Annotated in this window: 21 protein-coding genes; 11 read left to right on the plus strand and 10 right to left on the minus strand. The window is 73.7% G+C overall.

The genetic code is table 11. From position 1 onward, the window contains the following. Nucleotides 1-26 precede the first annotated feature (26 nt). From ACFWP2_RS06715 to ACFWP2_RS06725, 3 genes are read right to left on the minus strand one after another with little or no spacing between them, the layout of a single operon-like run. The gene (locus tag ACFWP2_RS06715; RefSeq protein WP_380449084.1) at nt 27-995 is read right to left on the minus strand and encodes an ABC transporter ATP-binding protein; all 969 of its coding nucleotides are present in this window, start codon (nt 993-995) and stop codon (nt 27-29) included. Next, a complete protein-coding gene (locus tag ACFWP2_RS06720) occupies nt 995-2,029 on the minus strand; it encodes a FecCD family ABC transporter permease (RefSeq protein WP_380449086.1) in 1,035 nt (344 codons plus the stop codon). The genes ACFWP2_RS06715 and ACFWP2_RS06720 overlap by 1 nt, the downstream gene beginning before the upstream one ends. After that, nucleotides 2,026-3,003, minus strand: coding sequence for a FecCD family ABC transporter permease (locus ACFWP2_RS06725; RefSeq protein WP_380449388.1), 978 nt, complete (start codon nt 3,001-3,003; stop codon nt 2,026-2,028). The genes ACFWP2_RS06720 and ACFWP2_RS06725 overlap by 4 nt, the downstream gene beginning before the upstream one ends. A gap of 326 nt (nt 3,004-3,329) precedes the next feature. Between ACFWP2_RS06725 and ACFWP2_RS06730 the strand changes: the two genes are divergently transcribed. Then, nucleotides 3,330-4,136 carry a (2Fe-2S)-binding protein gene (locus ACFWP2_RS06730; protein ID WP_380449088.1) on the plus strand — a complete coding sequence of 269 codons (807 nt, stop codon included), beginning with the start codon at nt 3,330-3,332 and terminating at the stop codon, nt 4,134-4,136. 74 nt (nt 4,137-4,210) lie between these two features. Further along, nucleotides 4,211-4,612 (plus strand): VOC family protein, encoded by a 402-nt coding sequence (locus ACFWP2_RS06735; protein WP_380449090.1) that lies wholly within the window; start codon nt 4,211-4,213, stop codon nt 4,610-4,612. Here ACFWP2_RS06735 and ACFWP2_RS06740 read toward each other — a convergent pair. Next, the gene (locus ACFWP2_RS06740) at nt 4,573-5,010 is read right to left on the minus strand and encodes a DUF6191 domain-containing protein (RefSeq protein WP_380449092.1); all 438 of its coding nucleotides are present in this window, start codon (nt 5,008-5,010) and stop codon (nt 4,573-4,575) included. The two genes, ACFWP2_RS06735 and ACFWP2_RS06740, sit on opposite strands and share 40 nt — an antisense overlap. A 209-nt stretch (nt 5,011-5,219) precedes the next feature. Here ACFWP2_RS06740 and ACFWP2_RS06745 point away from each other — a divergent pair, with 209 nt between their 5' ends. The 5 genes from ACFWP2_RS06745 (at nt 5,220) to ACFWP2_RS06765 (ending at nt 12,913) form a co-directional block, all read left to right on the plus strand. Continuing rightward, a complete protein-coding gene (locus ACFWP2_RS06745) occupies nt 5,220-5,978 on the plus strand; it encodes a dienelactone hydrolase family protein (protein ID WP_380449094.1) in 759 nt (252 codons plus the stop codon). Nucleotides 5,979-6,124: 146 nt separating this feature from the next. Then, the gene (locus ACFWP2_RS06750; RefSeq protein ID WP_380449096.1) at nt 6,125-7,075 is read left to right on the plus strand and encodes an alpha/beta fold hydrolase; all 951 of its coding nucleotides are present in this window, start codon (nt 6,125-6,127) and stop codon (nt 7,073-7,075) included. Nucleotides 7,076-7,189: 114 nt separating this feature from the next. Then, nucleotides 7,190-9,325, plus strand: coding sequence for a protein kinase (locus tag ACFWP2_RS06755; protein ID WP_380449098.1), 2,136 nt, complete (start codon nt 7,190-7,192; stop codon nt 9,323-9,325). Nucleotides 9,326-9,825: 500 nt separating this feature from the next. Further along, on the plus strand, nt 9,826-11,463 hold the full coding sequence (locus ACFWP2_RS06760) for a M4 family metallopeptidase (RefSeq protein WP_380449100.1): 1,638 nt from the start codon (nt 9,826-9,828) through the stop codon (nt 11,461-11,463). A gap of 484 nt (nt 11,464-11,947) precedes the next feature. After that, a complete protein-coding gene (locus ACFWP2_RS06765) occupies nt 11,948-12,913 on the plus strand; it encodes a CPBP family intramembrane glutamic endopeptidase (RefSeq protein ID WP_380449102.1) in 966 nt (321 codons plus the stop codon). A gap of 130 nt (nt 12,914-13,043) precedes the next feature. Here the strand turns inward: ACFWP2_RS06765 and ACFWP2_RS06770 are convergent, their stop codons facing one another. Both ACFWP2_RS06770 and ACFWP2_RS06775 read right to left on the minus strand, forming a co-directional pair. After that, nucleotides 13,044-14,036, minus strand: coding sequence for an ABC transporter substrate-binding protein (locus tag ACFWP2_RS06770; RefSeq protein WP_380449104.1), 993 nt, complete (start codon nt 14,034-14,036; stop codon nt 13,044-13,046). Nucleotides 14,037-14,095: 59 nt separating this feature from the next. After that, on the minus strand, nt 14,096-14,872 hold the full coding sequence (locus tag ACFWP2_RS06775; protein WP_380449106.1) for a MerR family transcriptional regulator: 777 nt from the start codon (nt 14,870-14,872) through the stop codon (nt 14,096-14,098). A 242-nt stretch (nt 14,873-15,114) separates the two neighbouring features. On the opposite strand from ACFWP2_RS06775, the gene ACFWP2_RS06780 reads away from it, so the two are divergent. The 3 genes from ACFWP2_RS06780 to ACFWP2_RS06790 are packed head-to-tail and all read left to right on the plus strand — an operon-like array spanning nt 15,115 to nt 18,571. Beyond that, nucleotides 15,115-16,689, plus strand: coding sequence for a flavin-containing monooxygenase (locus ACFWP2_RS06780; RefSeq protein ID WP_380449108.1), 1,575 nt, complete (start codon nt 15,115-15,117; stop codon nt 16,687-16,689). Continuing rightward, nucleotides 16,686-17,666 carry an alpha/beta fold hydrolase gene (locus ACFWP2_RS06785; protein ID WP_380449110.1) on the plus strand — a complete coding sequence of 327 codons (981 nt, stop codon included), beginning with the start codon at nt 16,686-16,688 and terminating at the stop codon, nt 17,664-17,666. Before ACFWP2_RS06780 ends, ACFWP2_RS06785 begins: the two co-directional genes overlap by 4 nt. Next, nucleotides 17,663-18,571 carry an SDR family oxidoreductase gene (locus tag ACFWP2_RS06790; protein WP_380449112.1) on the plus strand — a complete coding sequence of 303 codons (909 nt, stop codon included), beginning with the start codon at nt 17,663-17,665 and terminating at the stop codon, nt 18,569-18,571. Before ACFWP2_RS06785 ends, ACFWP2_RS06790 begins: the two co-directional genes overlap by 4 nt. Before the next feature lie 44 nt (nt 18,572-18,615). Here ACFWP2_RS06790 and ACFWP2_RS06795 read toward each other — a convergent pair whose 3' ends face one another. After that, nucleotides 18,616-20,001 carry a PLP-dependent aminotransferase family protein gene (locus ACFWP2_RS06795; protein ID WP_380449114.1) on the minus strand — a complete coding sequence of 462 codons (1,386 nt, stop codon included), beginning with the start codon at nt 19,999-20,001 and terminating at the stop codon, nt 18,616-18,618. Nucleotides 20,002-20,154: 153 nt separating this feature from the next. Between ACFWP2_RS06795 and ACFWP2_RS06800 the strand changes: the two genes are divergently transcribed. Continuing rightward, nucleotides 20,155-20,817 (plus strand): LysE family translocator, encoded by a 663-nt coding sequence (locus ACFWP2_RS06800; RefSeq protein ID WP_380449116.1) that lies wholly within the window; start codon nt 20,155-20,157, stop codon nt 20,815-20,817. Between the two features lie 70 nt (nt 20,818-20,887). Here ACFWP2_RS06800 and ACFWP2_RS06805 read toward each other — a convergent pair whose 3' ends face one another. From ACFWP2_RS06805 to ACFWP2_RS06815, 3 genes are read right to left on the minus strand one after another with little or no spacing between them, the layout of a single operon-like run. After that, nucleotides 20,888-21,934 carry a serine hydrolase domain-containing protein gene (locus tag ACFWP2_RS06805; RefSeq protein WP_380449118.1) on the minus strand — a complete coding sequence of 349 codons (1,047 nt, stop codon included), beginning with the start codon at nt 21,932-21,934 and terminating at the stop codon, nt 20,888-20,890. Next, entirely contained in the window at nt 21,931-22,884 is a 954-nt protein-coding gene (locus ACFWP2_RS06810) for a DUF6895 family protein (protein WP_380449120.1), read from the minus strand. The genes ACFWP2_RS06805 and ACFWP2_RS06810 overlap by 4 nt, the downstream gene beginning before the upstream one ends. Further along, a complete protein-coding gene (locus ACFWP2_RS06815) occupies nt 22,881-23,627 on the minus strand; it encodes a hypothetical protein (RefSeq protein WP_380449122.1) in 747 nt (248 codons plus the stop codon). Before ACFWP2_RS06815 ends, ACFWP2_RS06810 begins: the two co-directional genes overlap by 4 nt. Between the last annotated feature and the right edge of the window lie 26 nt (nt 23,628-23,653).

Here is a 23,653-nt window from a genome sequence, read left to right on the forward strand (position 1 = left end):
GGGAAGGGGGAGTTCACCAATGGGGGTCAGTGGGAGGGCGGGGTGTCAGCGCCGGGTCCGCGCCGGTTCCGCGCCCGCGGAACGACCAGCGGCGTACCGGTCTCCGGGTCGGGCACGACCCGGCACGGCACCTGGAACACGGCCTCCACCAGCTCGGCCGTCAGCACCTCCGACGGCGGACCGGCGGCCGCGAGCCGCCCGTCCTTGAGCACCACGAGGTGGTCGGCGTACCGGGCGGCCTGCCCGAGGTCGTGCAGCACCATCACGACGGTCCGCCCGGCCTCGGCGTGCAGGTCGGCGACCAGGTCGAGGACGTCCAGCTGGTGGCGCAGGTCCAGGAAGGTGGTCGGCTCGTCCAGCAGCAGCAGGTCGGTCTCCTGGGCGAGCGCGAGCGCGATCCAGACCCGCTGGCGCTGCCCGCCCGACAGCCGGTCCACCTGGCGGTCGCGCAGTTCGGCGGTGCCGGTGCGCTCCAGCGCCTCCTCGACCGCCGCCTGGTCCGCCTTGGACCACGGGCTGAGCATCCGCTGGTGCGGGTAGCGCCCGAGCCGGACCAGCGCCTCGACGGTGACGGCCTCGGGGGTGACGGGCTGCTGCGGGAGCAGGCCCATCCGCTTGGCGAGCGCCCGGGCGGGCATCCGGTGGATGTCGGCGCCGTCCAGGGTGACCGTCCCGGCGGCCGGGTCGAGCAGCCGGACCAGTCCGCGCAGCAGCGTGGACTTTCCGCAGGCGTTCGGCCCGACGATCGCGGTGACGGCGTTGCCGGGCAGTTCGAGGTCGAGCCCGTCCACGATGGTCCGGTCGCCGTAGCGCAGGCCGAGGCCCCGGGCGGCGAGGCGGTTCGCGGCGCCATCGGCGGCCGTGCCCACTGCGGCACCGGCGGCACCGGCGGCACCGGCGGCTGCGACAGCCCCGATGGTCCCAGCGGCCCCGGTCGTCCTGGCAGCCCCGGTCGTCCCGGCGGTCGTCCCGGCGGTGGTATCGACGGAGGTCATCAGCTGCTCCTCTGGGGAAGCCGGCCCTGGCGGATCATCAGCACCAGGAGCCAGGGCGCGCCGAGGGTGGCGGTGACGGCACCGACCGGCAGGCCGTGGACGGGGATCACGTGCAGCACGAGGAGGTCGGCGGAGAGCAGCAGCACGGCGCCGGTGAGCGCGGTGAGGCCGAGCGTGCCGAGGGTGGGCGGACCGGCGAGCAGCCGGACCAGGTGCGGGACGGCGAGCGCGACGAACGCGACCGGCCCGGTGAGCGCGGCGGCCAGCGAGGCCAGGGTGATGGTGAGCAGCAGCAGCCACAGCCGGTCCCGGGCCGGGTTGAGGCCGAGGCCGCCGGCCGAGTCGTCGCCGAGGTCGAGCACGGCGATCCGCCGCTGGCAGAGCAGCAGGGCGACGGCGGTCAGCGCGATGGCGGTGCCGCCGATCCACACCTCGGTCCAGTTGCGGCCGTAGAGCGAGCCGGTGGTCCACTGGAGCGCGGAGGAGGCCAGCTCGGCCGGGAATCGTACGATCATCAGGTTCACGGCGGCGGCCAGGCCCTGCTGGACGGCCAGGCCGACCAGCACCAGCCGGGTCACGGCCATCTTGGAGCGCCAGGCGAAGCCGCCGAGCAGCAGCGCCGCGAGCAGTCCGCCGCCGACCGCGGCCAGCGGGATCAGCTGCTGGGAGGCGCCGGTGGCCAGCATCAGCACCGCGCCGAAGGAGGCGCCGCCGGTGATGCCGATGGTGTCGGGGGCGGCGAGCGGGTTGCGGAAGAGCCGCTGGAGCGTCGAGCCGGCCATCGCCAGCCCGGCACCCGCGATCAGTGCCGAGACCACCCGGGGCGCGCGGAACTGCTGCACCACCAGGACGTTTCCGGGCTCGCCCTGTCCTGCCAGCGCGCGCAGCGCGTCCCAGGCGGAGATGTCGACCTGCCCGGTGCCGAGCGCGATCCCGGTCAGCAGCACCAGCAGTGCGGCGGCGACCAGCGACCAGGCGGCGGTACGGGCGCGCCGGCGGCCGAGTGCCCGGACGGGCAGGGCGATCGCACTCACTTGGCCACCTTCCGGGCCAGCACCGCGAGCAGCGGCGCACCGAGGAACGCGGTCACGATGCCGACCTCGATCTCGGACGGACGGACCACCAGCCGGCCGAGCACGTCGGCGGTGAGCAGCAGCAGCGGGCCGGTGACCAGGCAGCCGGGCAGCAGCCAGCGGTGGTCGTTGCCGAGCAGTGGACGGACCAGGTGCGGGGCGGCCAGTCCGATGAACGCCACCGGTCCGGCCACGGCGACCGCGCTGCCCGCGAGCAGCACCACGGCCAGCCCGCCGACCACCCGGATCCGGGCCACCGGCACGCCCAGCGCCTGCGCGGTCTCGTCGCCGAGCGCCAGTGCGTTGAGCGCGGGCGCGATGGCGAGGGCGCCGACCAGGCCGAGCACGAGGAAGGGCAGGACGGGGGTGAGGGTGTCCAGGTGCCGCCCGGCGATCGAGCCGGCCAGCCAGAACCGGGCCTCGTCCAGGGTGCGGTGACTGGCCAGCATCAGCGCGGAGGTCCACGAGGTGAGCACCACGGTGAGCACGGTGCCGCCGAGCGCGAGCCGGACCGGGTCGAGGTCCCCGCCGCGCCGGGACATCGCGTACGCGGCGACGGCGGCGACGGCCGCGCCGGCGAAGGCGAACCAGATGTACTCGACCGGGCGGGTGAGGTCCAGCGTGAAGATCGCGGCGACCACGAAGAGGCTCGCCCCGGCGTTGATGCCGAGGGTGACCGGGGAGGCCAGCGGGTTGCGGGTGACGCCCTGGGCGACCGCCCCGGCGACGCCGAGCGCGGCCCCGACCGCCAGTCCGATGAGCGTGCGAGGGACCCGAAGGCCCGTCACCACGTCGGCGTCACCGCCGTGGGCGGCACCGGTGAGGGCGTCGACCACGGTGGAGAGCGGAATGGAGCGGGAGCCCAGAGCAAGGCTCAGGGCGGCACACAGCACGAGCGCGCAGACGCCGGCGAGCAGCAGCAGGGGCTGCCTGATCGCCGGAGAACGAGGCGTCGCCGGGGCTGTGGAGGCCGGCGGGTCGGTTCTCAGCACAAGGCAATATCTTAGGTTAGGTTTACCTAAATTCGTCAAGCGCCGGCGGGTCCGGTCGATCGGGCCGGCGGGTCGGGCGGTGGTGCCGACCGCGGTCGCCGGGCGCCGTGATGCATTGTAAGGTGAGCCTCACCTTAATCGATCATGCAGAATCGATCTCGGGAGTGTCAATGGTTCCCGGAACACCCGTGTCCGTCGCGCCTTCCGCGCCCCCGGTGTCCGTCGCGCCCGTCGTGCCGGCTGTGCCGGTCGTGTCGGACGCGCCCGTCGTGCCGGCTGCGTCCGTCGCGCCCGGCGCACCCGCCGCGGCCCCGGCGCTCGCCGCCGACTACCGGCGGCTGGTGGAGCTCTGCCCGGTGCTGGAACTGCGCCTGCTCGACGCCGGCGAGCCCGCCCCGGACGCCGCCGACGGCTGGTACTCCGGAGCCGAACTCGCCGCCGACGAAAGGGCGCTGGCCGCCGTCCTGGCCGGTGCGGAGGCCCGCATCGCCGACGAGCACGGCCGCGCCCCGCGACCTCACGTCACCGCCTCGCGGCTGCTCCACCACTACGCCTGGTCGGCCTGCCTGCTGATCGCCGGCCCTTGGCACCTCTCCCGCCGCGTGCCGGACGTCGACCCCGCCGACCTCTGGCTGCACGCCCCCACGGGCGCGCTCGCCCTGCGCCCGCGTGGCCACGTCACCCTGCCCGGCGACGACGAACTGCGCGCCGAACTGCGGACCGCCGTGGTCGCCCACCTCGGGCCGGTGCTCGCCGCGTTCGCCGGTCCCACCCGGCGCCGCGACCGCGCCCTCTGGGGCATGGTGACGGACGACCTGGCCTCCGCCGTCTGGTACCTGGGCCGGATGCTCGGCGAGGAGGACGCCTCCGTCGCCGCCGCCGGGGCCGTCCTGCCCGGCGGCACCCTGCCGCTTCCCGGCGGCGCCGACTTCCGCCGCCTGCACACCCCCGACGGGCGCGCCCACCACACCCGTACCCGGCTCGGCTGCTGCCTCTACTACGCGGTCGGGCCCGCCGCGACCGCCTGCCTGACCTGTCCGCGGACCTCCGACGAGGAACGCCTGCGGCGTCTCTGACGGACCGTCCGCGAAAGAGCGGCCGCCGTATCGCGGGGACGTCGGTGTCAGTGGCATCGGCTATGGTCGCCGGCATGATCGATTCCACCGTGCGGGTCCGGATCGCACGCCCCTCGCTCGACCTGGCGGCGGCCGAGCGCTTCTACGTCGACGGCCTCGGCCTCGCCGTGCAGTGGCGCAGCACCGAGCGGGTGCCCGGCAAGCACGACCTGCTGATGGTCGGCCCGCCCGGCGGCAGCTGGCACTTCGAGCTGACGCACGATCCGGAGCGGCCGCTGGCGCCCACCCCGACGGCGGAGGACCTGTTCGTCGTCTACCTCGGCGCCCCGGTGGACGAGGCCCTGGTCGCCCGGCTGGAGGAGGCCGGCGGCACCCGGATCAAGGCCCACAACCCGTACTGGGACGAGTACGGCGTGACGATAGCCGACCCGGACGGTTACCAGCTGGTGCTCTGCTCCCGTAGCTGGGACGCCTGAGCCCCCGTCTCCCGGGGTGCTCGACCAGGCGTGTCCCGGGGCGCCCGGTCGGCCGTCCCCGTCGGGCTCTCCGCGTGCGCGGCGGGGTGGGGCTGCCGTCCGGCGGCCCCGCCCGGCAGCACCGCCACACCCTGGTCCAGGTCCACGCCGAAGTGCGGCGGCGCTCCGGCCCGCGCGTCGTCCCGCAGCACGAGCTGCTCCCGCTTCTGTTCGATCTGCACCTGCTTTCCCGGGCTGAACAGCGCGTGCAGCTCGTCCAGTCCGCCGGCGCCCAGCCCGACTCCGGGCCCGCGCTGCCGCGGCCGCGACGAGGACTCGTCCTGGACCTGCCACGCCGCCAGCAGCACGAGCCCCAGCACCGCCACGACCGCCGCCGCCACACCCACGATCCACCCCATGCCCACTCAACGCGGCGGCGGGGCCCGAGCGTTCCCCCGGGGACGTGCCGAGGCCGTGCCGAGGACGCACCCGACGCGCTGTGCCGAGGGGCGCTGTGGGGCGCTGGGGGCACCGCGGGCGAGGAGAGCGCACTGTGGCGAACGCCGCATGGGCTGGTGACCGGCCCACCGGTTACGCTGCCGGACGAACCGGAAGGAGCGCCCTCACCATGCCCGTGCGCGGAACCCTCGTGGACATTCCGACAGCGGACGGCACTGCCGACGCCTACCTCGCCCAACCCGACGACGGCCGGGCCCACCCGGGCGTCATCCTCTACACGGACGCCTTCGGGCTCCGGCCGCACGCGGAGCGCATGGCCGACCGGCTGGCCGCGGCCGGGTACACCGTGCTCGTCCCCAACATCTTCTACCGCGCCGGCCGTGCGCCGGTCGTCGAACTGCCGGAGCTCATCGACCTGGAGCAGGCCGACGAACTCTTCGGCCGGATCGTCCCGCTGTTCGACGCGCTCACCCCGGAGGCGACCGCCGCCGACGCGGACGCGTACCTGCGCTGGCTGGACGAGTCCCCGCTGGTCCAGGACGGCCCGGTCGGCCTGACCGGCTACTGCCGCGGGGCCCTGCTGGCACTGCACACGGCCGCCAGCCACCCGGACCGGATCGCCGTCGCGGCCGGCTTCCACGGCGGCAGCCTCGCCACCGACAGCCCGGACAGCCCCCACCTGGGTGCCGAACGGATCACCGCCGAGCTGTACTTCGGCCACGCGGACGACGACCCCGCGCTGCCGCCCGAGCAGATCGACCGACTCGCCGGGGCCCTGTCCGCCGCCGGCGTCCGGTACCGGGCGGAGGTCTACGCGGGCGCCCCGCACGGATACACCCAGGCCGACACCAGCCGCTACGACGCCGCGGCCGCCGAGCGGCACTGGGAGGCGCTGCTCGGCCTGCTGAAGCGGGTCCTGCCGGCCTGAGGCCGGCTTCCCGCCGACCGATCGGCCGATTCGGTCGGCGGGCACGATGAACGGGTGCGTGCGGCCGGGTACTTGCTCGGCCGCACGCAGGTCATCGGAACCCGGCCCCGGGGGAGGGGCCGGACGACGATCCAGGGGGACGACACATGAACGCCAGCGTTGGTGAGTGGGGGAGGCCCGCCGGGCGGGGTCCGCGGAGCGTCCAGGAGGCCATCGCGCGGGCGCTCGGCGAGCACCTGCCCGGCGGCGTGCGCACCGGCGAACTTGACCGTGGTGAAAGGGCGTTGCGCTGGGTGGAGGCAGGTCGGGGCGGTATCGCGCCGGTGGTCCTGATCGCCGGCTGCGGCACCACGGCGCTCAGCTGGTCGGCCGTCCTGCCCGAACTCGCCCGGTACGGGCGGGTCGTGGCGTACGACCGGGCCGGGCTGGGTGCCAGCGATCCCGACCGGGCCGCCGCCGCCCCGACGCTGGACGGCCAGATCGCCGACCTGGCCGCCCTGGTGCGGCAGCTGGACGCGGGCCCGGCGGTGCTGGTCGGGCACAGCTGGGGCGGTCAGCTGGCCCAACTCCTCGCCTGGCAGCGGCCCGAGCTGGTGGCCGGGCTGGTCCTGGTGGACCCGGCGCACGAGGAGTTCCAGCCGTGGTCCATCCGGATCGCCGAGGCGGCGCTGACCCGGCTGTGGCTGTACCGGGCCGCGGCGTCGGCGGCGTCGGCGGCATCGAAGCCGACGTCCCTCGATCCGAGGGAGCCGCTCGACCGGGCCGGGGCGGCCGTGATCGGGCACCGCCACCAGCGGCGCGCCGTCCTCGCCGAGCAGCGGCTGTCCGCGCTCGCCGTCCCCGCGATCCGGCGGCGCCGTTCCGCCGCGCGACCGGTCGGGATGCCGGTGGCGGTCCTGAGCGCGACCCGGGGCCTGCCGAGCGCGATGCGGGTCCGCTGGACCGCCCTTCAGGCGGGCGTCGCGAGGCACGCCGTCCGGGGAACGCACGGCACCGTCCAGGGTGCCGGTCACGCCATTCAGGCCGACCGGCCCCGGGCGGTCGTCGCGGCTGTCCGAGAGGTTTCGGATCATGCCCGGTATTTCCTCATGGACTGATGATTCGTGCTCAATTCCTGTCCGGACCTGAACCATCGAGCCCGTGACATGCTCTGGCACACTGTGTGCCGATGACCCGTCGGGGCGGGGCACGAGACACGGGGGAGCAGGGGTATGAGCGGGGCGGGCACCGTACTCGGCGGGCGCTACGAGCTGGTCGAGAAGATCGGTGGCGGCGCGATGGGCTCGGTCTGGAGGGCCGAGGACACCGTGCTGGCGCGCCGGGTGGCGGTCAAGATCCTGCGCTCGGAGCTGCTGGAGGACGACACCTCCGCCCAGCGCTTCCGCCGGGAGGCCCAGCTCGTCGCCGCGGTCGACCACCCCGGCGTGGTCGGCGTCCACGACTACGGCGAGAGCCGCGGGAACGGCGAGGAACGCTGCGCCTACATCGTCATGGAGCTGATCGACGGCCGTCCGCTCGACAAGGTCCTCAAGGACACCGGCCCGATGGCCGTCGGGCGCACCCTCGACCTGGTGGCGGGCGCCCTGGACGCGCTGCACGCCGCGCACCGGCGGGAGATCGTGCACCGGGACATCAAGCCGTCCAACCTGATGGTGCGCGCCGACGGGCGGGTGGCCGTCACCGACTTCGGCATCGCCCGGGCGGTCGCCAGCACCAAGCTCACCGCCCCGTTCGCGATCATCGGCACCGCGCTCTACATGTCCCCGGAGCAGGCGGAGGGCGCGGAGCTCGGACCGGCGACCGACCTCTACTCGATCGGCGTAGTCTGCTACGAGCTGCTGGTCGGCAAGCCGCCGTACTCCGGTGACGGGCCGCTCCAGATCGCGCTCAAGCACGTCAACCAGCCGGTGCCGGAGCTGCCGGACACCTTCCCGGCACCGGTGCGGGTGCTGGTCGCCCGGGCGCTCGCCAAGAAGCCGGAGGAGCGGTACGCGGACGCCGCGGCGATGGCGGCGGCGGCCCGAGCGGCCCGTGCGGCACTCGCGGGGGAGGGCGGCCCGGGGGAAGGCGCCGCGCGGGAGGGCAGCGCGGTGGAGAGTGCCGCGGGCGCGGGCGCGGGCGCGGGCGAGAGCGAGGGCGAGCGCGGCGAGGGCGGTACTCGCGGCGCGGGCGGCGCGCAGGCGTCCGGGAAGGCCGGGGCGGCCGACAGCCGGACCGTCCCGCTCCGACCGGGTGCGGGCGCCGAGGCCGCGGGCGCCGCGGTGGAGCTGGTCAAGGGCGCCGCGAAGGAGCCGTTCGGGGGCGGCGCCGTGGCGGACCCGGCCGGAGCCGGGGCCCCGGTGAGGCCCGCCTCGGGCGGCGCCCCGGTGGCGGACGAGGTCGCGAGGGTGGAGCCGCAGGCTCCCACCGAGACCGGCCGCAAGCGGTCGCGGCGCACCCTGCTGGTGCCCGTCGTCATCCCCGTCGTCATCTCGATGGGCACGGCGACCGTGCTGCTGGTCGACCGCGGTGCCGGCGGCTCCGACGCGGCCCTGCCGCCCGCCGCCCAGCCGACCGTGGTGGTCACCGCGCCGGCGAACCCGGGCACCGCCACCGCTGCGCCGACGGCCACGCCCACCGGCGCGTCGGCCACGCCGGCACCGACCGACACCCCGGCAGCCTCCCCGGGCCCCGACCAGTCGGCACCCGGAGCCGTCCAGGGGCAGCCGCAGGTCCCGGCCCCTCCGGTCCCGGCCGCCGGGCAGGGCGGCAGCGGCGGCCAGGGCGTTTCGAGCGGCGGTCGGACCGGCGGCACGGGGACGGCCGCGGGCGGATCGTCGGCCGGTCAGGCGAGCCAGCCCGGCGGCGGCAACCCGCCCAACCCGCCCGCCAACCAGAACCCGCAGCCCCCGGCCCAGACCACCGGCGGCGGCACCACCAGCGCCCCGCAGAATCCGAGTCGGCCCGCGTCCTGCGACGGCACCAGTTGGAGCACCATCGTCAGCGTGAAGGACGGGCGCACCATCGGGATGCGCGACGACAACCTGAACGGCGACAACCCGATCGTGGTCGGCGGTCACGCGCAGTACGGCTGGGTGCGTTCGACCAACCCCGGCGCGTGGATCCTCTTCAACGCCTGCAACAACGGCGGCCCGCAGATGGTCCAGACGATGGACGGGAAGGTCGTGCTGAGCGGAGGGTTCAGCTTCCTCACCAACTGGACGGTCCGCAGCGGAAGTTCGGCGGGCTCGTACACGCTCGGCGACTACCAGAACCAGAGCTGCATGACCAACAACGGCCCCGGCGGCGCGGTCACCATGGTCGCCTGCACCCCTGGCAACACCGCCCAGGAGTGGCGGCTCCAGTAACCGGGCCCGTCGGGTGACCGACTAGCAGACACCCTCCGGGCGGGCAAGGAGGGGTGGGTGGCGGAACCTCGCCACCCGCCCGCCAAGGGACCGTATGGAATCTTCTACACACATGTAAAAGTCGATCGACGGCCGGCCTGCCGCGCTCGTCGAGCCGGCGTTCGGTGAGCGAAGGGGCGAAGGCGCAGGCGATCGGCCGTCACCCGGGCCGGAGGTCCTGGCGGGATGTGGTGAATCGCCCCGTTTCGCCTGGCGATTGGACGTTCTTTACCTGGTGGCGGGACCTGGCCAATCGCCGAAGCAGACCTGTCAATTCACCTGTTGGATTGTCATGCTTCTGGTCATCCCCGGCGGCAGCCCCACCCCCACCCCTCGGTGGCGAGCCGCTCGACTGCACGGGGTTCCCGCACGTCAGCGCCTGTCCCGCCCCACAGGGCCGACCCGGCCCCCGGGACGCGGTGCGACCGCGCCCAGACGCGGCTTCCCGGAAGGACTCGTACGTGAAGCGTAAGCTCGCGGCCGTCGCCGTACTCTCGGCCACGGCCCTGTTGACCGGTGTGATCCAGGTGAGCACCGCCGCCCAGGCCGCGCCCACCTCCTCGCCGCAGGCCCAGGCCGCCCAGCAGCACACGACCGCGCTCAAGCTGGCGGCCGGTCAGGCCGGCCCGCTGGCCAAGGCGCTCAAGCTCGGCGACAAGGAGCAACTCGTCGCCAAGGACGCCGTGGTGGACAAGGACGGCACCCGCCACCTGCGCTTCGAGCGCACCTACGCCGGTCTGCCGGTGATCGGCGGCGACCTGGTCGTCCACCAGAGGGCCGACGGCTCGGTGAAGGCGGTCGACAAGGCGGTCGCCGCACGGATCGCGCTGCCGAACCCGACCCCGAAGCTCGCCGCCGACCAGGCCGCCGCGCAGGTCACCGCCGCGGTCAGGGCCACCGTCGGGGTGACCACCGACGCCGACGAGTCCCCGCTCGCCGAGGTCCACCAGGCCGGCGAGGCCGAGCTGGTGGTCTGGGCCGCCGACGGAACTCCCCGCCTGGCGTACCGCACCACCGTCACCGGCCGGCGCGCCGACGGCACCCCGAGCCGCCAGATCCTGGTCACCGACGCCGCCGACGGCCGGATCCTCGCCACCCACGAGACCGTCCAGACCGCGGCCGGCACCGGCAACGGCGTCTTCGTCGGCCAGGTCCCGCTGACCACCGCCCAGAGCGGCTCCGAGTACCAGCTGAAGGACGACAGCCGGGGCGGCCAGTCCACCAGCGACCTCAACAACGGAACCGACGGGCAGGGTTCGCTGTTCGCCAACACCAGCAACAGCTTCGGCGACGGAACCGTCAACAGCCGCGAATCCGCCGCCGTGGACGCCCAGTTCGGCGCCGCCACCACCTGGGACTTCTACAAGAACACCTTCGGCCGCAGCGGCATCCGCAACGACGGCGTCGGAGCCCTCAGCCGGGTGCACTACGGCTCCAACTACGTCAACGCCTTCTGGGACGACAGCTGCTTCTGCATGTCGTACGGCGACGGCAGCAACGACACCGCACCGCTCACCGAGATCGACGTGGCCGGCCACGAGATGAGCCACGGCGTCACCGCCGCGACCGCCAACCTCAACTACTCGGGAGAGTCCGGCGGTCTCAACGAGGCCACCTCGGACATCATGGGCACGATGGTCGAGTGGTACGCCAACCTGCCCTCCAACCCGCCGAACTACTGGATCGGCGAGCTGATCAACCTGCGCGGCGACGGCAGCCCGCTGCGCTACATGGACCAGCCGAGCAAGGACGGCGCCTCGGCGGACTACTGGGACGCGAACGTCGGCAACCTGGACGTGCACTACTCGTCCGGGGTGGCGAACCACTTCTTCTACCTGCTGTCCGAGGGCAGCGGCGCGAAGACGATCAACGGGTTCAGCTACAGCAGCCCGACGTACGACAACTCCACGCTCGCGGGCATCGGGCGGGACAAGGCCGCGCAGATCTGGTACCGCGCGCTGACCACCTACTTCACCTCCACCACCGACTACGCGGGCGCCCGGGCGGGCACCCTCAGCGCGGCGGCGGACCTCTACGGTTCGGGCAGTGCGGAGTACAACGCGGTCGCCGCCAGCTGGACGGCCGTCAACGTCAACTGAGTTGAGCCGGCGCCGGTATCGGTGAGCTGAGTCCGCTGAGCCGAGTCCGGTGCCGGTGGGCTGAGCGCGGTGCCGGCACCGGCACCGGTTTCGGCGTCGGGGAGAATCCGGGCAGGAGGCGGGCCCGGCACCGAACCGGGCCCGGACCTGGACCGATCAGGCCCTGGCCCGGGACAGTGTCGAGGCCCCGCCGGGCCGTGGGTGCCGGCCGGCGGGGGAGTACGGCGGGGGCGACGGTGAGCGGACCACCGTCGCTTCCGCTGTGTGACGCCTGACGATACGTCAATTTTCCTTTCCGTGCAGCTTTCGTGGCGATGCGCGGGGCGACGGGTGGTGGGCGGCGGAGCGCGGGGCGCGCGGTAGCACCTCCGTCGGGTCCCCGTACACCCAGAAAACTCGACCATGGCGGTGGTAGTGGACAACTCCCCGGAACGGCAGTGCACTTGGTTCCGGGGTGAACCTGCGGGTCCGTAGCGTCCTCGACATGACACCACTGACGCGAACCTCGCCCAGCGCCGTCCGGCGGCGCGGCCTGCTGGTCTACCTGGTGCTCGCCTACGCCGGGATGTGGGCGGCCATGACGCCACTGCTCGCCGACGGCTACCGGCGCGCCGACGCCCGCGAGGCGGTCGGCGCCCTGGAACAACTCTGCATCGGGGCCGCCATGCTGGCCCCGGCGCTGGCGGCGCTGCTCGTGGTCCGCTTCGTCGAGCGCGGCGGCGGAGCGCGGGAGGCGCTCGCACTGCGGTGGCCCCGGCCGCGGGCCCGCGCGGTCCGGGCCTGCCTGCTGCCGCTCGTGGTGCTCGGCGGACTGACGGCCGCGACGCTGCTGCTCGGTGCGCTGGTGGGCAGCTACCCGTTCGCCGGCTTCGGATCGCTGGACGCGGGGCGGGCCGGATCGTGGGCGGTCCAGGGCTCGATCGGGATGCTGCTGTCGCTGCCGCTGTTCTTCGGCGAGGAGATCGGCTGGCAGGGCTTCCTCTTCCCCCGGCTGCTGCGACCGGGCCGAGGTGAGGGCCGTGACGGCGGTGGTGGTGCTGGTGGGCGCGGCGGTGGCGGTGGCGGTACGGCGGCGCTGGTCCGGGCGTACGTGCTCACCGGAACGGCCTTCGCGCTCTGGCACCTGCCGACACTGCTGATGGGCGGCCAGTACCCGGGGCGTCCGTGGTACCTGGCGGTGCCCGCGCTGACGGTGAGCTGTGTGCTCGTCCTGCCGGTCTTCACCTGGCTGAGGCTGCGCTCGGGGTCGGTGGTCCCGGCGGTGCTGGCGCACGCCTTCGCGAGCAGCATGAGCGTGTCGATGGTCCGGGAGTTCGCCGCGCCGGGCGCCGAGCTGGACCCGCTCACCATGTCGCTGGCCGGCTGGCCCGGCTGGATCGTCCTCGGCGGGTTCGTGGCCTTCCTCGCGCGCACCGGGCGGCTGCGGCCGGAGCGATACGGGCGGGGGTGACGGCCCGGGGCGGTGGCGGGAGGCGGGCATCAGCTGACAGATGATGAAATCTGTCATCTGTCATCTGTCATCTGTCATCTGTCATCTGTCAGCTGTGATCTGTCGTCCGTCGCCTGTTACCCGTCGCCCGTCACCCGCCCGTCGGCACCAGGTCCTTGCGGATCTCGTCCAGGATCAGCCCGGCCCCGGTGTAGCCGATGCCGAGCATCCACAGGCTGTCCTCCACCGCGAACACCCGCCCGCCGCGTACGGCGTCCAGGTCCTTCCAGAGCGCGCCCCCGGTGATCTTCCCCTGGTCGGACTTGGCCGCGTCCCCGTACACGGAGTAGAAGATGACGTCGGCCGCCGCCTGGTCGACCTGCTCGGGGCTGATCTCCATCGAGAAGCCGGGCTTGTCCTGGTTGGCGGGCCGGCCGAGCCCCAGGTCCTTGAACAGTGAGCCGACGAAGGTGTCGTTCAGGTAGAGCCTGGTCGGCGCGCCCGCCAGGAAGCGGGCCATCTCGACCCGGGTGGCCGCCGCCCTGGCCGGTCCGCCGAGCGCGGTCACGAGCTCCCGCAGCTCGGTCCGGTACGCCGTGTCCGCGGCTTCGGCCTCGGCCTGGCGGCCCAGTGCCTCGGCGTGCAGCCGGACGTTCTCCTTCCAGGTCGGCCCGGTGGTCTTGGAGAGCACCGTCGGCGCGATCTTCGACAGCTCGTCGTAGCGCTTGTCGTCACGGACCTGGTTGCTCAGGATGAGGTCCGGCCGCAGCGCCGCGATCGTCTCCAGGCTGGGCTGGCCGATCGCCCCGACGGGCTTCGTCGCGGACAGCCGCTCCGCGGGCAGGTAGGCGGGGAAGGGGGCGCCCGCGGCGACCGTTGTGGCGCCGACCGGGCTGAGGCCGAGGGTGACGACGGAGTCCAGCGCGTCGGTGTCCAGGGCCACCACCCGGCTCGCCCGCGCGGGCACAGCGCTCTCACCGCGCGCGTGCCGGACCGTACGGGTCCCGCCGGACCCGGACGAGCCGGACGCGCCGGCCGTCGGCGCCGGGGAGCCGGACCCGCACGAGGTGAGCGCGAGCCCGGGAGCGAGTCCGGCGGCGAGGCCGAGGCCGAGGGCGGCTCGGCGGCTGAGCGGTCGGGGCATCGGCGGTACCTCCAACGTGCGGGAAGGGCGCGGGAATCCCTGCCCGCACGGCGGTCCGGTTACGCCTCGGAGCCGTTCTCCCGTCGCTGGCGCAGGAGTTCGGCGTACTCGACGTGCACCCGCCGGTCCATCGCGAGGGCGAACTGGGCGTCCGCGACGGTCCGCGCCAGCGGCCGGACCCGCAGGATGCGCTCGGTGAGCCGGGTGGCTTCGCCGGGCGGCAGCGGGGTGTCGGCGGCCAGCGCGCTGAGCAGGTGCTCGCTGACCACCTCGATGAAGATCTCGGCGATGGCGTCCACGTGCTCCTGGGTGCGCCGGCTGGCCTCCAGCACGGCCGCGAGCGGCACCCCCTCCGCCACCAGCTCCCTGGTGGCGTCCATCAGCCGGCGGCTGACGTGGGTGATGCCGGCCTCTCCGACGCTGATGTAGCCCTGGGCGATCGACTCGGCGGTGTTCTCCTCGGTGAGCTGGTCGCCGAACGCGCTCTTCAGCTCGTCCCAGTCCAGGCGCACCGGCGTCTCGTCGGACCACGGCGCGACGATCGCCGCCTCCAGTCCGATCAGCTCGGCGACGTCCCGTCCGCTCTCGCCGGCGCCGATCAGCTCGGTGATGCCGCCCAGGGTGTGGCCGCGTTCGAGCAGTTCGCCGATCATCCGCAGCCGGGCCAGGTGCTCCTCGCCGTACCAGGCGATACGGCCCTCCTTGCGGGGCGGCTGGAGCAGTTTGCGCTCGCGGTAGAAGCGCAGGGTGCGGGTGGTGATGCCGGCGGCCTCGGCCAGTTCCTCCACCCGGTACTCGCGTTTTCTGTCGCCCGCAGCAGCTCTGACCTTGTCCACGGCGATCAGCATAGGACCGCAGGCTCGGAAGGTTCCCCGAACCGGAGCCGTCGCGCTTCTTCCATTCGGTGTCAGCAAGGGCTACCCTGCCAACCATGCCAGTGATTACTGGCGCGATTGGCAGGGTCCCGGAGGCGAGCCGCCGGGAGGTTCCGGGGCTTGCAGCCCCCGGGAGGTTCCGGGGGCTCGCGGACTCCGGGAGAGCGCGACGATCACCGTCCCACCCTCAGGAGGTTTGCCGCATGGCATCCAGCAGCAAGCGCCCCAGCTCCGGCGCGTCCGCAGCGACCGACGCCACCGCGGCGCAGGAGCCCGTCCCGCACGTCCGGGTGGCGGTGATCGGCTCCGGCTTCGGCGGCCTCGGCGCCGCGGTCCGACTGCGCCGCGCCGGGATCACCGACTTCGTGGTGCTGGAGCGGGCGGACTCCGTCGGCGGCACCTGGCGCGACAACAGCTACCCCGGCTGCGCCTGCGACGTGCCCTCGCACCTCTACTCCTTCTCGTTTGCGCCCAACCCCGACTGGCCGCGCAGCTTCTCCGGCCAGCCGGACATCCGCGCCTACCTGGAGAAGGTCGCCACCGTCTTCGGTCTCCGCCCTCATCTGCGCTTCAACACCGAGGTGCTGGAAGCCCGTTGGGAGAGCGAGCAGACCCGCTGGCGGATCACCACCTCGGCCGGCCAGTGGACCGCCGACGCCATCGTCTCCGCCGCCGGACCACTCGCCGACCCGCAGATCCCCGACCTGCCCGGGCTGAGCGGCTTCCCCGGCAAGGTGTTCCACTCCTCCCGCTGGGACCACGACTTCGACCTGACCGGCAAGCGCGTCGCGATGGTCGGCACCGGCGCCTCCGCCGCCCAGATCATCCCGTCGATCCAGCCCAAGGTCGGCAAGCTGACGGTCTTCCAGCGCACTCCGGCCTGGGTGCTGCCGCGCCGCGACCGTGAGATCACCCAGCTGGAGAAGTGGCTGCACGGCCGCCTGCCGGTCACCACGAAGGTCCGCCGCGGCACCCTCTTCGCTCTCCGGGAGATCCAGGTCGACGCCTTCGTGCGCCGCCCCGGGCTGCTGCGCCTGGTCCAGCGGATGGCCGAGCGCCACATCGCCCAGGGCGTCCGCGACCCGGAGCTGCGCGCCAGGCTCACCCCGGACTACCGGATCGGCTGCAAGCGCATCCTGCTCAGCAACACCTACTACCCGGCACTCGCGGCGGACAACACCGAGGTCGTCTCCTCCGGGCTGCGCGAACTGCGCGGCTCCACGCTGGTCGCGGCCGACGGCAGTGAGCACGAGGTGGACGCCATCGTCTTCGGCACCGGCTTCCACGTCACCGACATGCCGATCGGCGCCCGGGTGTTCGGTGCCAACGGCACCAGCCTGGCGGAGGAGTGGAAGGACGGCATGGAGGCGCTGCGCGGCTCCACCGTGCACGGCTTCCCGAACCTCTTCTTCGTCATCGGGCCCAACACCGGCCTCGGCAACAGCTCGATGATCCTGATGATCGAGTCCCAACTGAACTACATGATCGACGCGTTGACCACGCTCGGCTCGATCGGTGCCGCCGCGATGCAGCCCACCGCCCGCGCCCAGCGGCAGTGGAACCTCGAACTCCAGCACCGGATGGACCGCACCGTCTGGACCACCGGCGGCTGCCTCAGCTGGTACCTCGACCCGAACGGCAAGAACACCGTGCTCTGGCCCGGCTCCACCACCTCCTTCCGCCGGGCCACCCGCAAGGTCGACCTCGGCGAGTACGAGCTGATCATGCGCGCCGCACCGGCCGCCGCCCGCGCCGCCGTCCAGGAGGTCTCCGCGTGAACGGCGTCCAGCTGCCCGAGGAGTACGAACCGCCGGTTTCGGCGGAGGAGTTGAGCGTACGGTCGGCGGACGGTATCCGGCTGCACGTCGAGGTGCACGGCCAGCCCGGCGCGCCCACCGTGGTGCTCGCGCACGGCTGGACCTGCTCGACCGCCTTCTGGGCCCCGGTGATCCGCCGACTGTCCGACCGCTACCGGGTGGTGGCCTACGACCAGCGCGGCCACGGGCACAGCGAGATCCCGCCGAGCCGGGCCCGCTACTCGACCCGGGCGCTGGCCGAGGACCTGTCCGCCGTGCTCGCGCGGACCGTTCCGGCGGGCGAGCGGGCCGTGCTCGCCGGGCACAGCATGGGCGGAATGACCATCATGGCCGCCGGTGGCCGTCCCGAGGTCGCCGAGCGCACCGCCGCGGCCGTCCTGATCTCCACCGGGCCGGGCGACCTCGTGGCCGAACTCACCGTCCTGCCACCGGCCGTACGGTCCCGGGGCCTGCGGCGCTTCCTGCACCGGCAGCTGCTGCGCTCCCGGATGCCGCTCGGGCCGGTCTCACCGGCCAGCCGGGCGGCGCTCAAGTACGCGACGATGGGGCCCGGTTCGCCCGCCGGCCAGGTCGAGGCGACGGCCCGGATCGTGCACGCCTGCCCGACCGCCGTCCGCGCCAACTGGGCCGCGGTGCTGGACCGGCTGAACGTCCACGCCGGGCTCGCCCGGCTCGCGGTGCCCACGGCGGTGGTGGTCGGCACCGACGACCGGCTGACCCCGCCCGTGCACGCCCACCGGATCGTCGCCGAACTCCAGGACCCGCAGGGGCTGTTGCTGCTACCCGGAGTCGGCCACATGTCGCCGCTGGAGCGCCCGGAGGAGGTCGCCGCCGAGATCCACCGGATGGCCACCGCGTACCTGGCCACCGCGCCCGCCGGCGCTGCTTCCGCCGGCGCTGCTTCAGCTTCCGTCGATGAGAGGACCGCCGTCGCATGAACGCCATCCCGCCGTTGTCCGCGCAGGTCGTCGTCGTCACCGGGGCCGCGCGCGGCGTCGGCGCGTCGCTGGCCCGCAAGCTCGCCCGGCGCGGGGCGAAGGTGGCCCTGCTGGGGCTGGAGCCGGAGGAGCTGAAGGCCGTCGCCGCGCAGTGCGGCCCGTCCGCGAGCAGCTGGGAGGTGGACGTCACCGACCTCGACGCCCTGGAGTCCACCGCCCGCCGGATCAAGGAGCACTACGGGCGGATCGACGCCGTCGTCGCCAATGCCGGGATCGCCATCGGTGGGCCGCTGGCCGACAGCGACCACAAGGCGTTCAGCCGGGTCATCGAGGTCAACCTGCTCGGCAGCGTGGCCACCGCACGGGCCTTCCTGCCGGCGCTCGCCGAGAGCCGCGGCTACCTGCTCCAGATCGCCTCGCTCGCGGCGCTGACCCCCGCTCCGCTGATGAGCGCGTACTGCGCCAGCAAGTCCGGGGTGGAGGCCTTCGCCCACTCGATCCGTGCGGAGGTGGCCTACCAAGGGGTCAAGGTCGGTGTCGGATATCTGAGTTGGACCGACACGGACATGGTGCGCGGGGCCGACCAGGACGCCGTGCTGAAGCAGATGCGCTCCCGGCTGCCGTGGCCGGCGAACAAGACGTATCCGCTGGAGCCCGCGGTGGAACGGATCGTCGCCGGGATCGCCCGCCGGTCCGCCCACGTCTACGCGCAGGCCTGGCTGCGCGGGATGCAGCCGGTCCGCTGGCTGCTGCCGACCCTGATCGCGGTGGTCGGCTCCCGGGACGTGGCCCGGATCGCGCCCCAGCTCGCCGCCACCGCGGCGAGCCGCCTGCGCGCTGTCGGCGCCGGGGGCGCGGCGGACACCGCGGTCCGGGGGAGCCGGAGCGGCACGGGCGACAGGTAACGGATGACGAACGACAACTGACAGCTGACAGATTTCGAAATCTGTCAGCTGTCAGTTGTCATCTGTTCGCCGTTCGCCGTTCGCTGTTCGCTGCTCACCCGCCCCGCCCTACCTCCCTCCGCAATCCCCGCCAGCGTCCGCAGCGCCCGCGCCAGCACCGGCAGCGGCGGCGACGCCAGCCCGACCCGGACGGCGGAGGGTGAGCGCCGGGGGTCGACGGCGAAGGCCGCCGCGGGTGTGACCGAGATCCCGGCACGCGCCGCCTCCGCGACGAAGGCCTCCGCCCGCAGGCCGGGCGGCAGCTCCCACCACAGGTAGTACGAGCAAGGGTCGGACCGCAGCCGCTGCCCCGTCAGCACCTCGCGCGCCAGCAGCTGCCGGGCCGTCGCGTCGGCCCGCTTCGCCGCCTCCACCGCGGACAGCGTGCCGTCCCCGATCCAGCGCACCGCCGCCTCCAGCGCGAAGCCGCTCGGCGTCCACCCGCCAGAGCGCAGCGCCCCCGCCACCCGCTCGCGCAGCGCCGCCGGGACGACCGCGAACCCGGTGGTCAGCCCCGGGGCGAGCCGCTTGGAGAGGCTGTCCACCAGCACGGTGCGCTCCGGCGCGAGCGCGGCCAGCGGCGCGAGCTCGGGCCGCAGGAAGGACCAGATGGCGTCCTCGACCACCGGCAGGTCGAGCCGTCGCAGCACCGCCGCGAGGGCTGTCGCCCGCTCCTGCGGCAGGCTCGCGCCCAGCGGGTTCTGCAGGCGCGGCTGGACGTACACCGCGCGCAGCGGCCCGGCCCGGTGGGCGGCGGCCACGGACTCGGGCAGCACCCCGTGCTCGTCCACGGCCAGCGGCACCGGCACGATGCCCAGCCGCTCCGCCACCGCCTTGACCACCGGATAGGTCAGCTCCTCGACACCCAGCCGCTGTCCGGGCGGCACCAGCGCGGACAGCGCCCCGGCGATGACCTGCCTTCCGTTGCCGGCGAACAGCAGCTGCTCCGCGTCGACCTCCCAGGAGCCGGCCGACACCAGCCCCGCGAACGCCCGCCGGGCCGCGCCCGTCCCGGCCACGCCGACCGGTCGCAGCGCGTCGCCCAGCGCGTCCGGGCGCAGCAGCGGCGCCAGTCCGCCCGCCAGCAGCTCGGCCTGACCGGGGACGGTGGGGTGGTTGAGCTCCAGGTCCACGGGGGCGGCGGTGGGTTCCGAGAGCGCCACCAGGGCGTCGTCCGGAGCGCGCCCGGCCCGGACGAACGTTCCGCGCCCGACCTCCCCGACGGTCAGTCCGCGCCGGGCCAGTTCCCGGTAGACGCGCCCGGCCGTCGAGTCGGCGATGCCCCGGCTGCGGGCGAACGCGCGCTGGGTGGGCAGCTGCTGGCCGGGCCGCAGTCGCCCGTCCGCGATCTCGGCGGCGATCCGGTCGGCGATCAGGCGGTAGTCGTCCATCGGTGGTCGGTCCTCCCCGAACTCCCTCGCAGAATCCCTCGCACCAGCGCACCAGCGGCACCAGCGCCACAGCGCAAGCGGCAACGGCCGGGCATTGCACCGAGTGCAAAGTCATCATTGCATTGACCCGATTGCCCGTCCTAGCCTCCTCGCATGGACGCGTTGACATCAGCCGTGGACGGCCGGGCCCTGCTCGGGATCGCCGCCGTGGCCCTGGGCATGGTGCTGTCGCCCGGGCCCAACATGATCTACCTGGTCTCGCGCTCGATCGCGCAGGGCCGCCGCGCCGGGCTGATCTCGCTGGTCGGGGTCGCGGCCGGCTTCCTGGTCTACCTGGTCGCGGTGACGGCGGGAGTGGCCGCGGTGTTCTCGGTGGTGCCCGCCCTCTACACCGCGATCAAGCTGGCCGGCGCCGGATACCTGCTCTGGCTGGCCTGGAAGGCGGTCAAGCCGGGCGGCACGGCGGTCTTCGCCCCGCAACAGCTGCCGCCGGACCCGCCGCGCCGACTGTTCGCGATGGGCTTCCTGACCTGCCTGCTCAACCCCAAGATCGCCATCATGTACATCTCGCTGCTGCCCCAGTTCGTGGCCCCGGAGCGCGGCCACGTCGCCGTGCAGAGCCTGCTGCTGGGCCTGGTCCAGATCACGATCGCGATCACCGTCAACGGGCTGATAGCGGTGAGCGCGGGCAGCATCGCCGCCTTCCTCAACCGCCGACCCGGCTGGCTTCGGATCCAGCGCTACGCGATGGGCACCGTCCTCGCCGGCCTCGCCGTGCACATCGCCGCCGACCGCGCCAAGGCCGTGGCGGTCTGACGCCATGGAGCTCCGAGGCCGTAGCGGTCCAGGTGCCAAGTGCCAAGTGCCAGGCGTCAGGTGCCACCTGCTAGGTGCCACAGCCGGCGGCGGTCCGTAGCACCTCGTATCCCGCCTGGACGAACCGTCCGCCGCGCTTCGGGCCGGTGTTGGCGAGGGTCGCCACCGCGGTCGCACCCGTCGGCGAGAATCCGACGAAGGCGGTGAACCCCCGGGTCGCGCCGGTGTGGAAGTACAGCTCGCGCCCTCCCGAGCGGCGGTGGTTCCACACCAGGCACAGCTCGTCGGAGGAGTGCGGAAGCCGCAGCCTGACCCGTTGGACATCGGCCAGTGGCGTCCCCAACTCGCCGCTCCCCTGGCCGAGATGGGCCTGGAGGTAGCGCAGCAGGTCGCTTCCGCTGGAGCGTACCGCGCCCGCGCCCGGCAGCCCTGGGATCCGCCAGGTCGGCATCGCCCGTCCGCGCCGGTAGCCGGTCGCCCGGCTCGGCACGTCCGGCGCGTCCGGTGCTTCCGGCGCGCATGTGGTGGCGCTGAGTCCCAATGGCACCAGGACCCGTTTGGCGAGCAGCTCCCCGTACGGCAGTCCACCCGTCTCGGCCAGTAGTCGCCCGAGCAGTCCGACCCCGTAGTTGGAGTACCGGTGCATGCTTCCGGGCCTGCTGCGTACGGTGGTTCGGGACAGGGCTGCTCTCAACTGGTCATCGCCGAATGCCGCGTACGGGTTGGTCTGCCAGGTCGGCACGGCTCCGGCGAGCAGTCCGGGTGGCAACCCGGGCAGCCCCGAGGTGTGGGTGGCGAGGTGCAGCAGCCGGATCGGCTCGGGGGAGCGGACGGTCATCGGACGCCAGTCGGGCGGCAGTCGTCGTGTGACCGGGTCATCGAGGGCGAGTTCGCCGCGCGCGGCCAGTTCGGCGAGCAGCAGCGCGGTGAACGTCTTGCTGACCGAGCCGAGTTCGAAGACGGTGTCCGGGGTGCACGCGGCCGTCCGACCGTGTGCGAGGCGCCCGAAGCACCTCACTTCCTCCTGCCCGTCGCGTGCGACGGCCACGGTGACCGCGGTCGCGTACGGCTCGGCCGCCCGCACTGCCGTACGGACGGCCGTGTCGAGTTCGTTCATGCGGCCGCGATGTCGGTGGTGTCGGCGCCGTTCGCGCCGCTGAGTGCCCGGGAGAGCGCGACCGTCGAGGCGACGATCGCGACCACGGCGGTGTGTTCGTGCCCCTTGATGGCCGAATCCGGGTCGTCGTCGATCGGTTCGGTGTCCCGGGGTACCAGGCCGTCCTCCCGCTGCACCGCGGCCAGGGCCTCCCAGCCGGACCGCCCGGTGATGGGTTCCCCGATGCACGAGTCGACGATCAGCAACTCGCCGACCAGGTCCCACTGTCCGATCTCCAGCCAGATGTCGAGCCAGACCGGCAGCCAGTCGTGCAGGTAGTCCCGCATCGGTTCGGGCAGGTCCTGGGGTCGGGCGCCCCAGTCGGTGAGGTGGAAGACGGCGTGGGTGACCTGGTAGGCGGTGGACCAGGCGACGGTCCAGGGTTCGGGGAGCGAACCGAGCCAGGTGCGGGCGGCGAGCGCGGCCCAGTCCGGCCGGTGGCTGAGCCCGATGATCCGCCGTGCGTTGGCGAGCGCCAGTAGTCGGCTGCCCTGGATCTCGACGGCATGTACGGCCCGCAGCCGGCTGAGTGATTCGAGCAGTTCCTCGAGTGCGGCGTGCCGGTAGCCGAGCCGGGCGAAGTGCGCGTACGTCTCCAGCGGGTCGGTGATCGTGACGTGCCGCAGCTGGCGCTCGTAGAGCATGTCGCCCTCGTGCAGCTGGCCCCAGGCGGTTTCGAGGAGGTCGCGCGCGGCATGGATGTCGTGCGGTCCGGCGACTCCGTCGCGCAACACCAGGGAGGAGGCCATCGCGGCTTCACAGAGCGGCTTGTAGGCATCGTCCGGGTTGGAGAGGTCGATGACGCTGTTGTCCGCGAACTTGCCGTAGCTGCCCTGGTAGGACGTGTGCAGCCAGGACAGCGCACGGGTGCCGAGCTGTTGGGCGATGGCGAGCGTCTCGGTGTCGGTCATGCCGGGCTACTTTCCAACAGGCGCTGGGCGATGGCGAGTTCGAGTCGGGTGCGGACGGCGCTGATGCCGACCAGGCGGGTCCGGTCCAGGATCGGTTCCACCTCGATCCGCAGTGGATGCCCCTCGGCGCTCGTCCAGGCGAGCCAGCGGCCGAGTCGCACGGCGGTGGTGAAGTCCCGGCGGAGCATGGAGCGTACGGTGCCGCGGGCGAGGGCCAGGGTGTCGGAGCGGGCGGCCTGGTGCACCGGGCCGTCCAGGCCGGGCAGCGCGAGCACGGACAGCTGCGCCATCCGTACCGACCAGGACTGCCAGCCCAGGTCGGCCGGTCCGGGCAATGGGGAGGGCTCCGCGGCTGGTGCGGCATCCCCGTACGGTGTGCGGGCGAGCAACTGGTCGACCGCCCGGTCCTGCCAGGCGATGACCAGCGCGGCCTCGGCGGATGCCGGTGCCGGCGCGGGGAAGGCCCGTCGGGCCTCGGCGAGCAGCGCGGCGGTGGGTCCGTCGGGCTCGGCCCCGGCGAGCACCTGCGGGGTGAAGAGGTCGGCGCCGAGCACGCGCACCGCGGCCAGCAGCGGGCGGGGCGCGGCGGTGTCCGGGTCCGCGAGTGCGGCCGCACCCTCGGCGCCCCGGAGGGCGTCGAGGGTCCGGCCGGCCACCCGCTCGACCGCCGCGGCGTACTCGTCACGGAGGGGGGTTTCGGCGAACGGCATGGTGGTGAGGTACTCCTTCAGGAGACTCGGCATGGGCGCGCGGCCCTGTGGGGCAGGGG

Source organism: Kitasatospora sp. NPDC058444 (genome assembly GCF_042721415.1).
In the GTDB taxonomy this organism is placed as follows: domain Bacteria; phylum Actinomycetota; class Actinomycetes; order Streptomycetales; family Streptomycetaceae; genus Kitasatospora.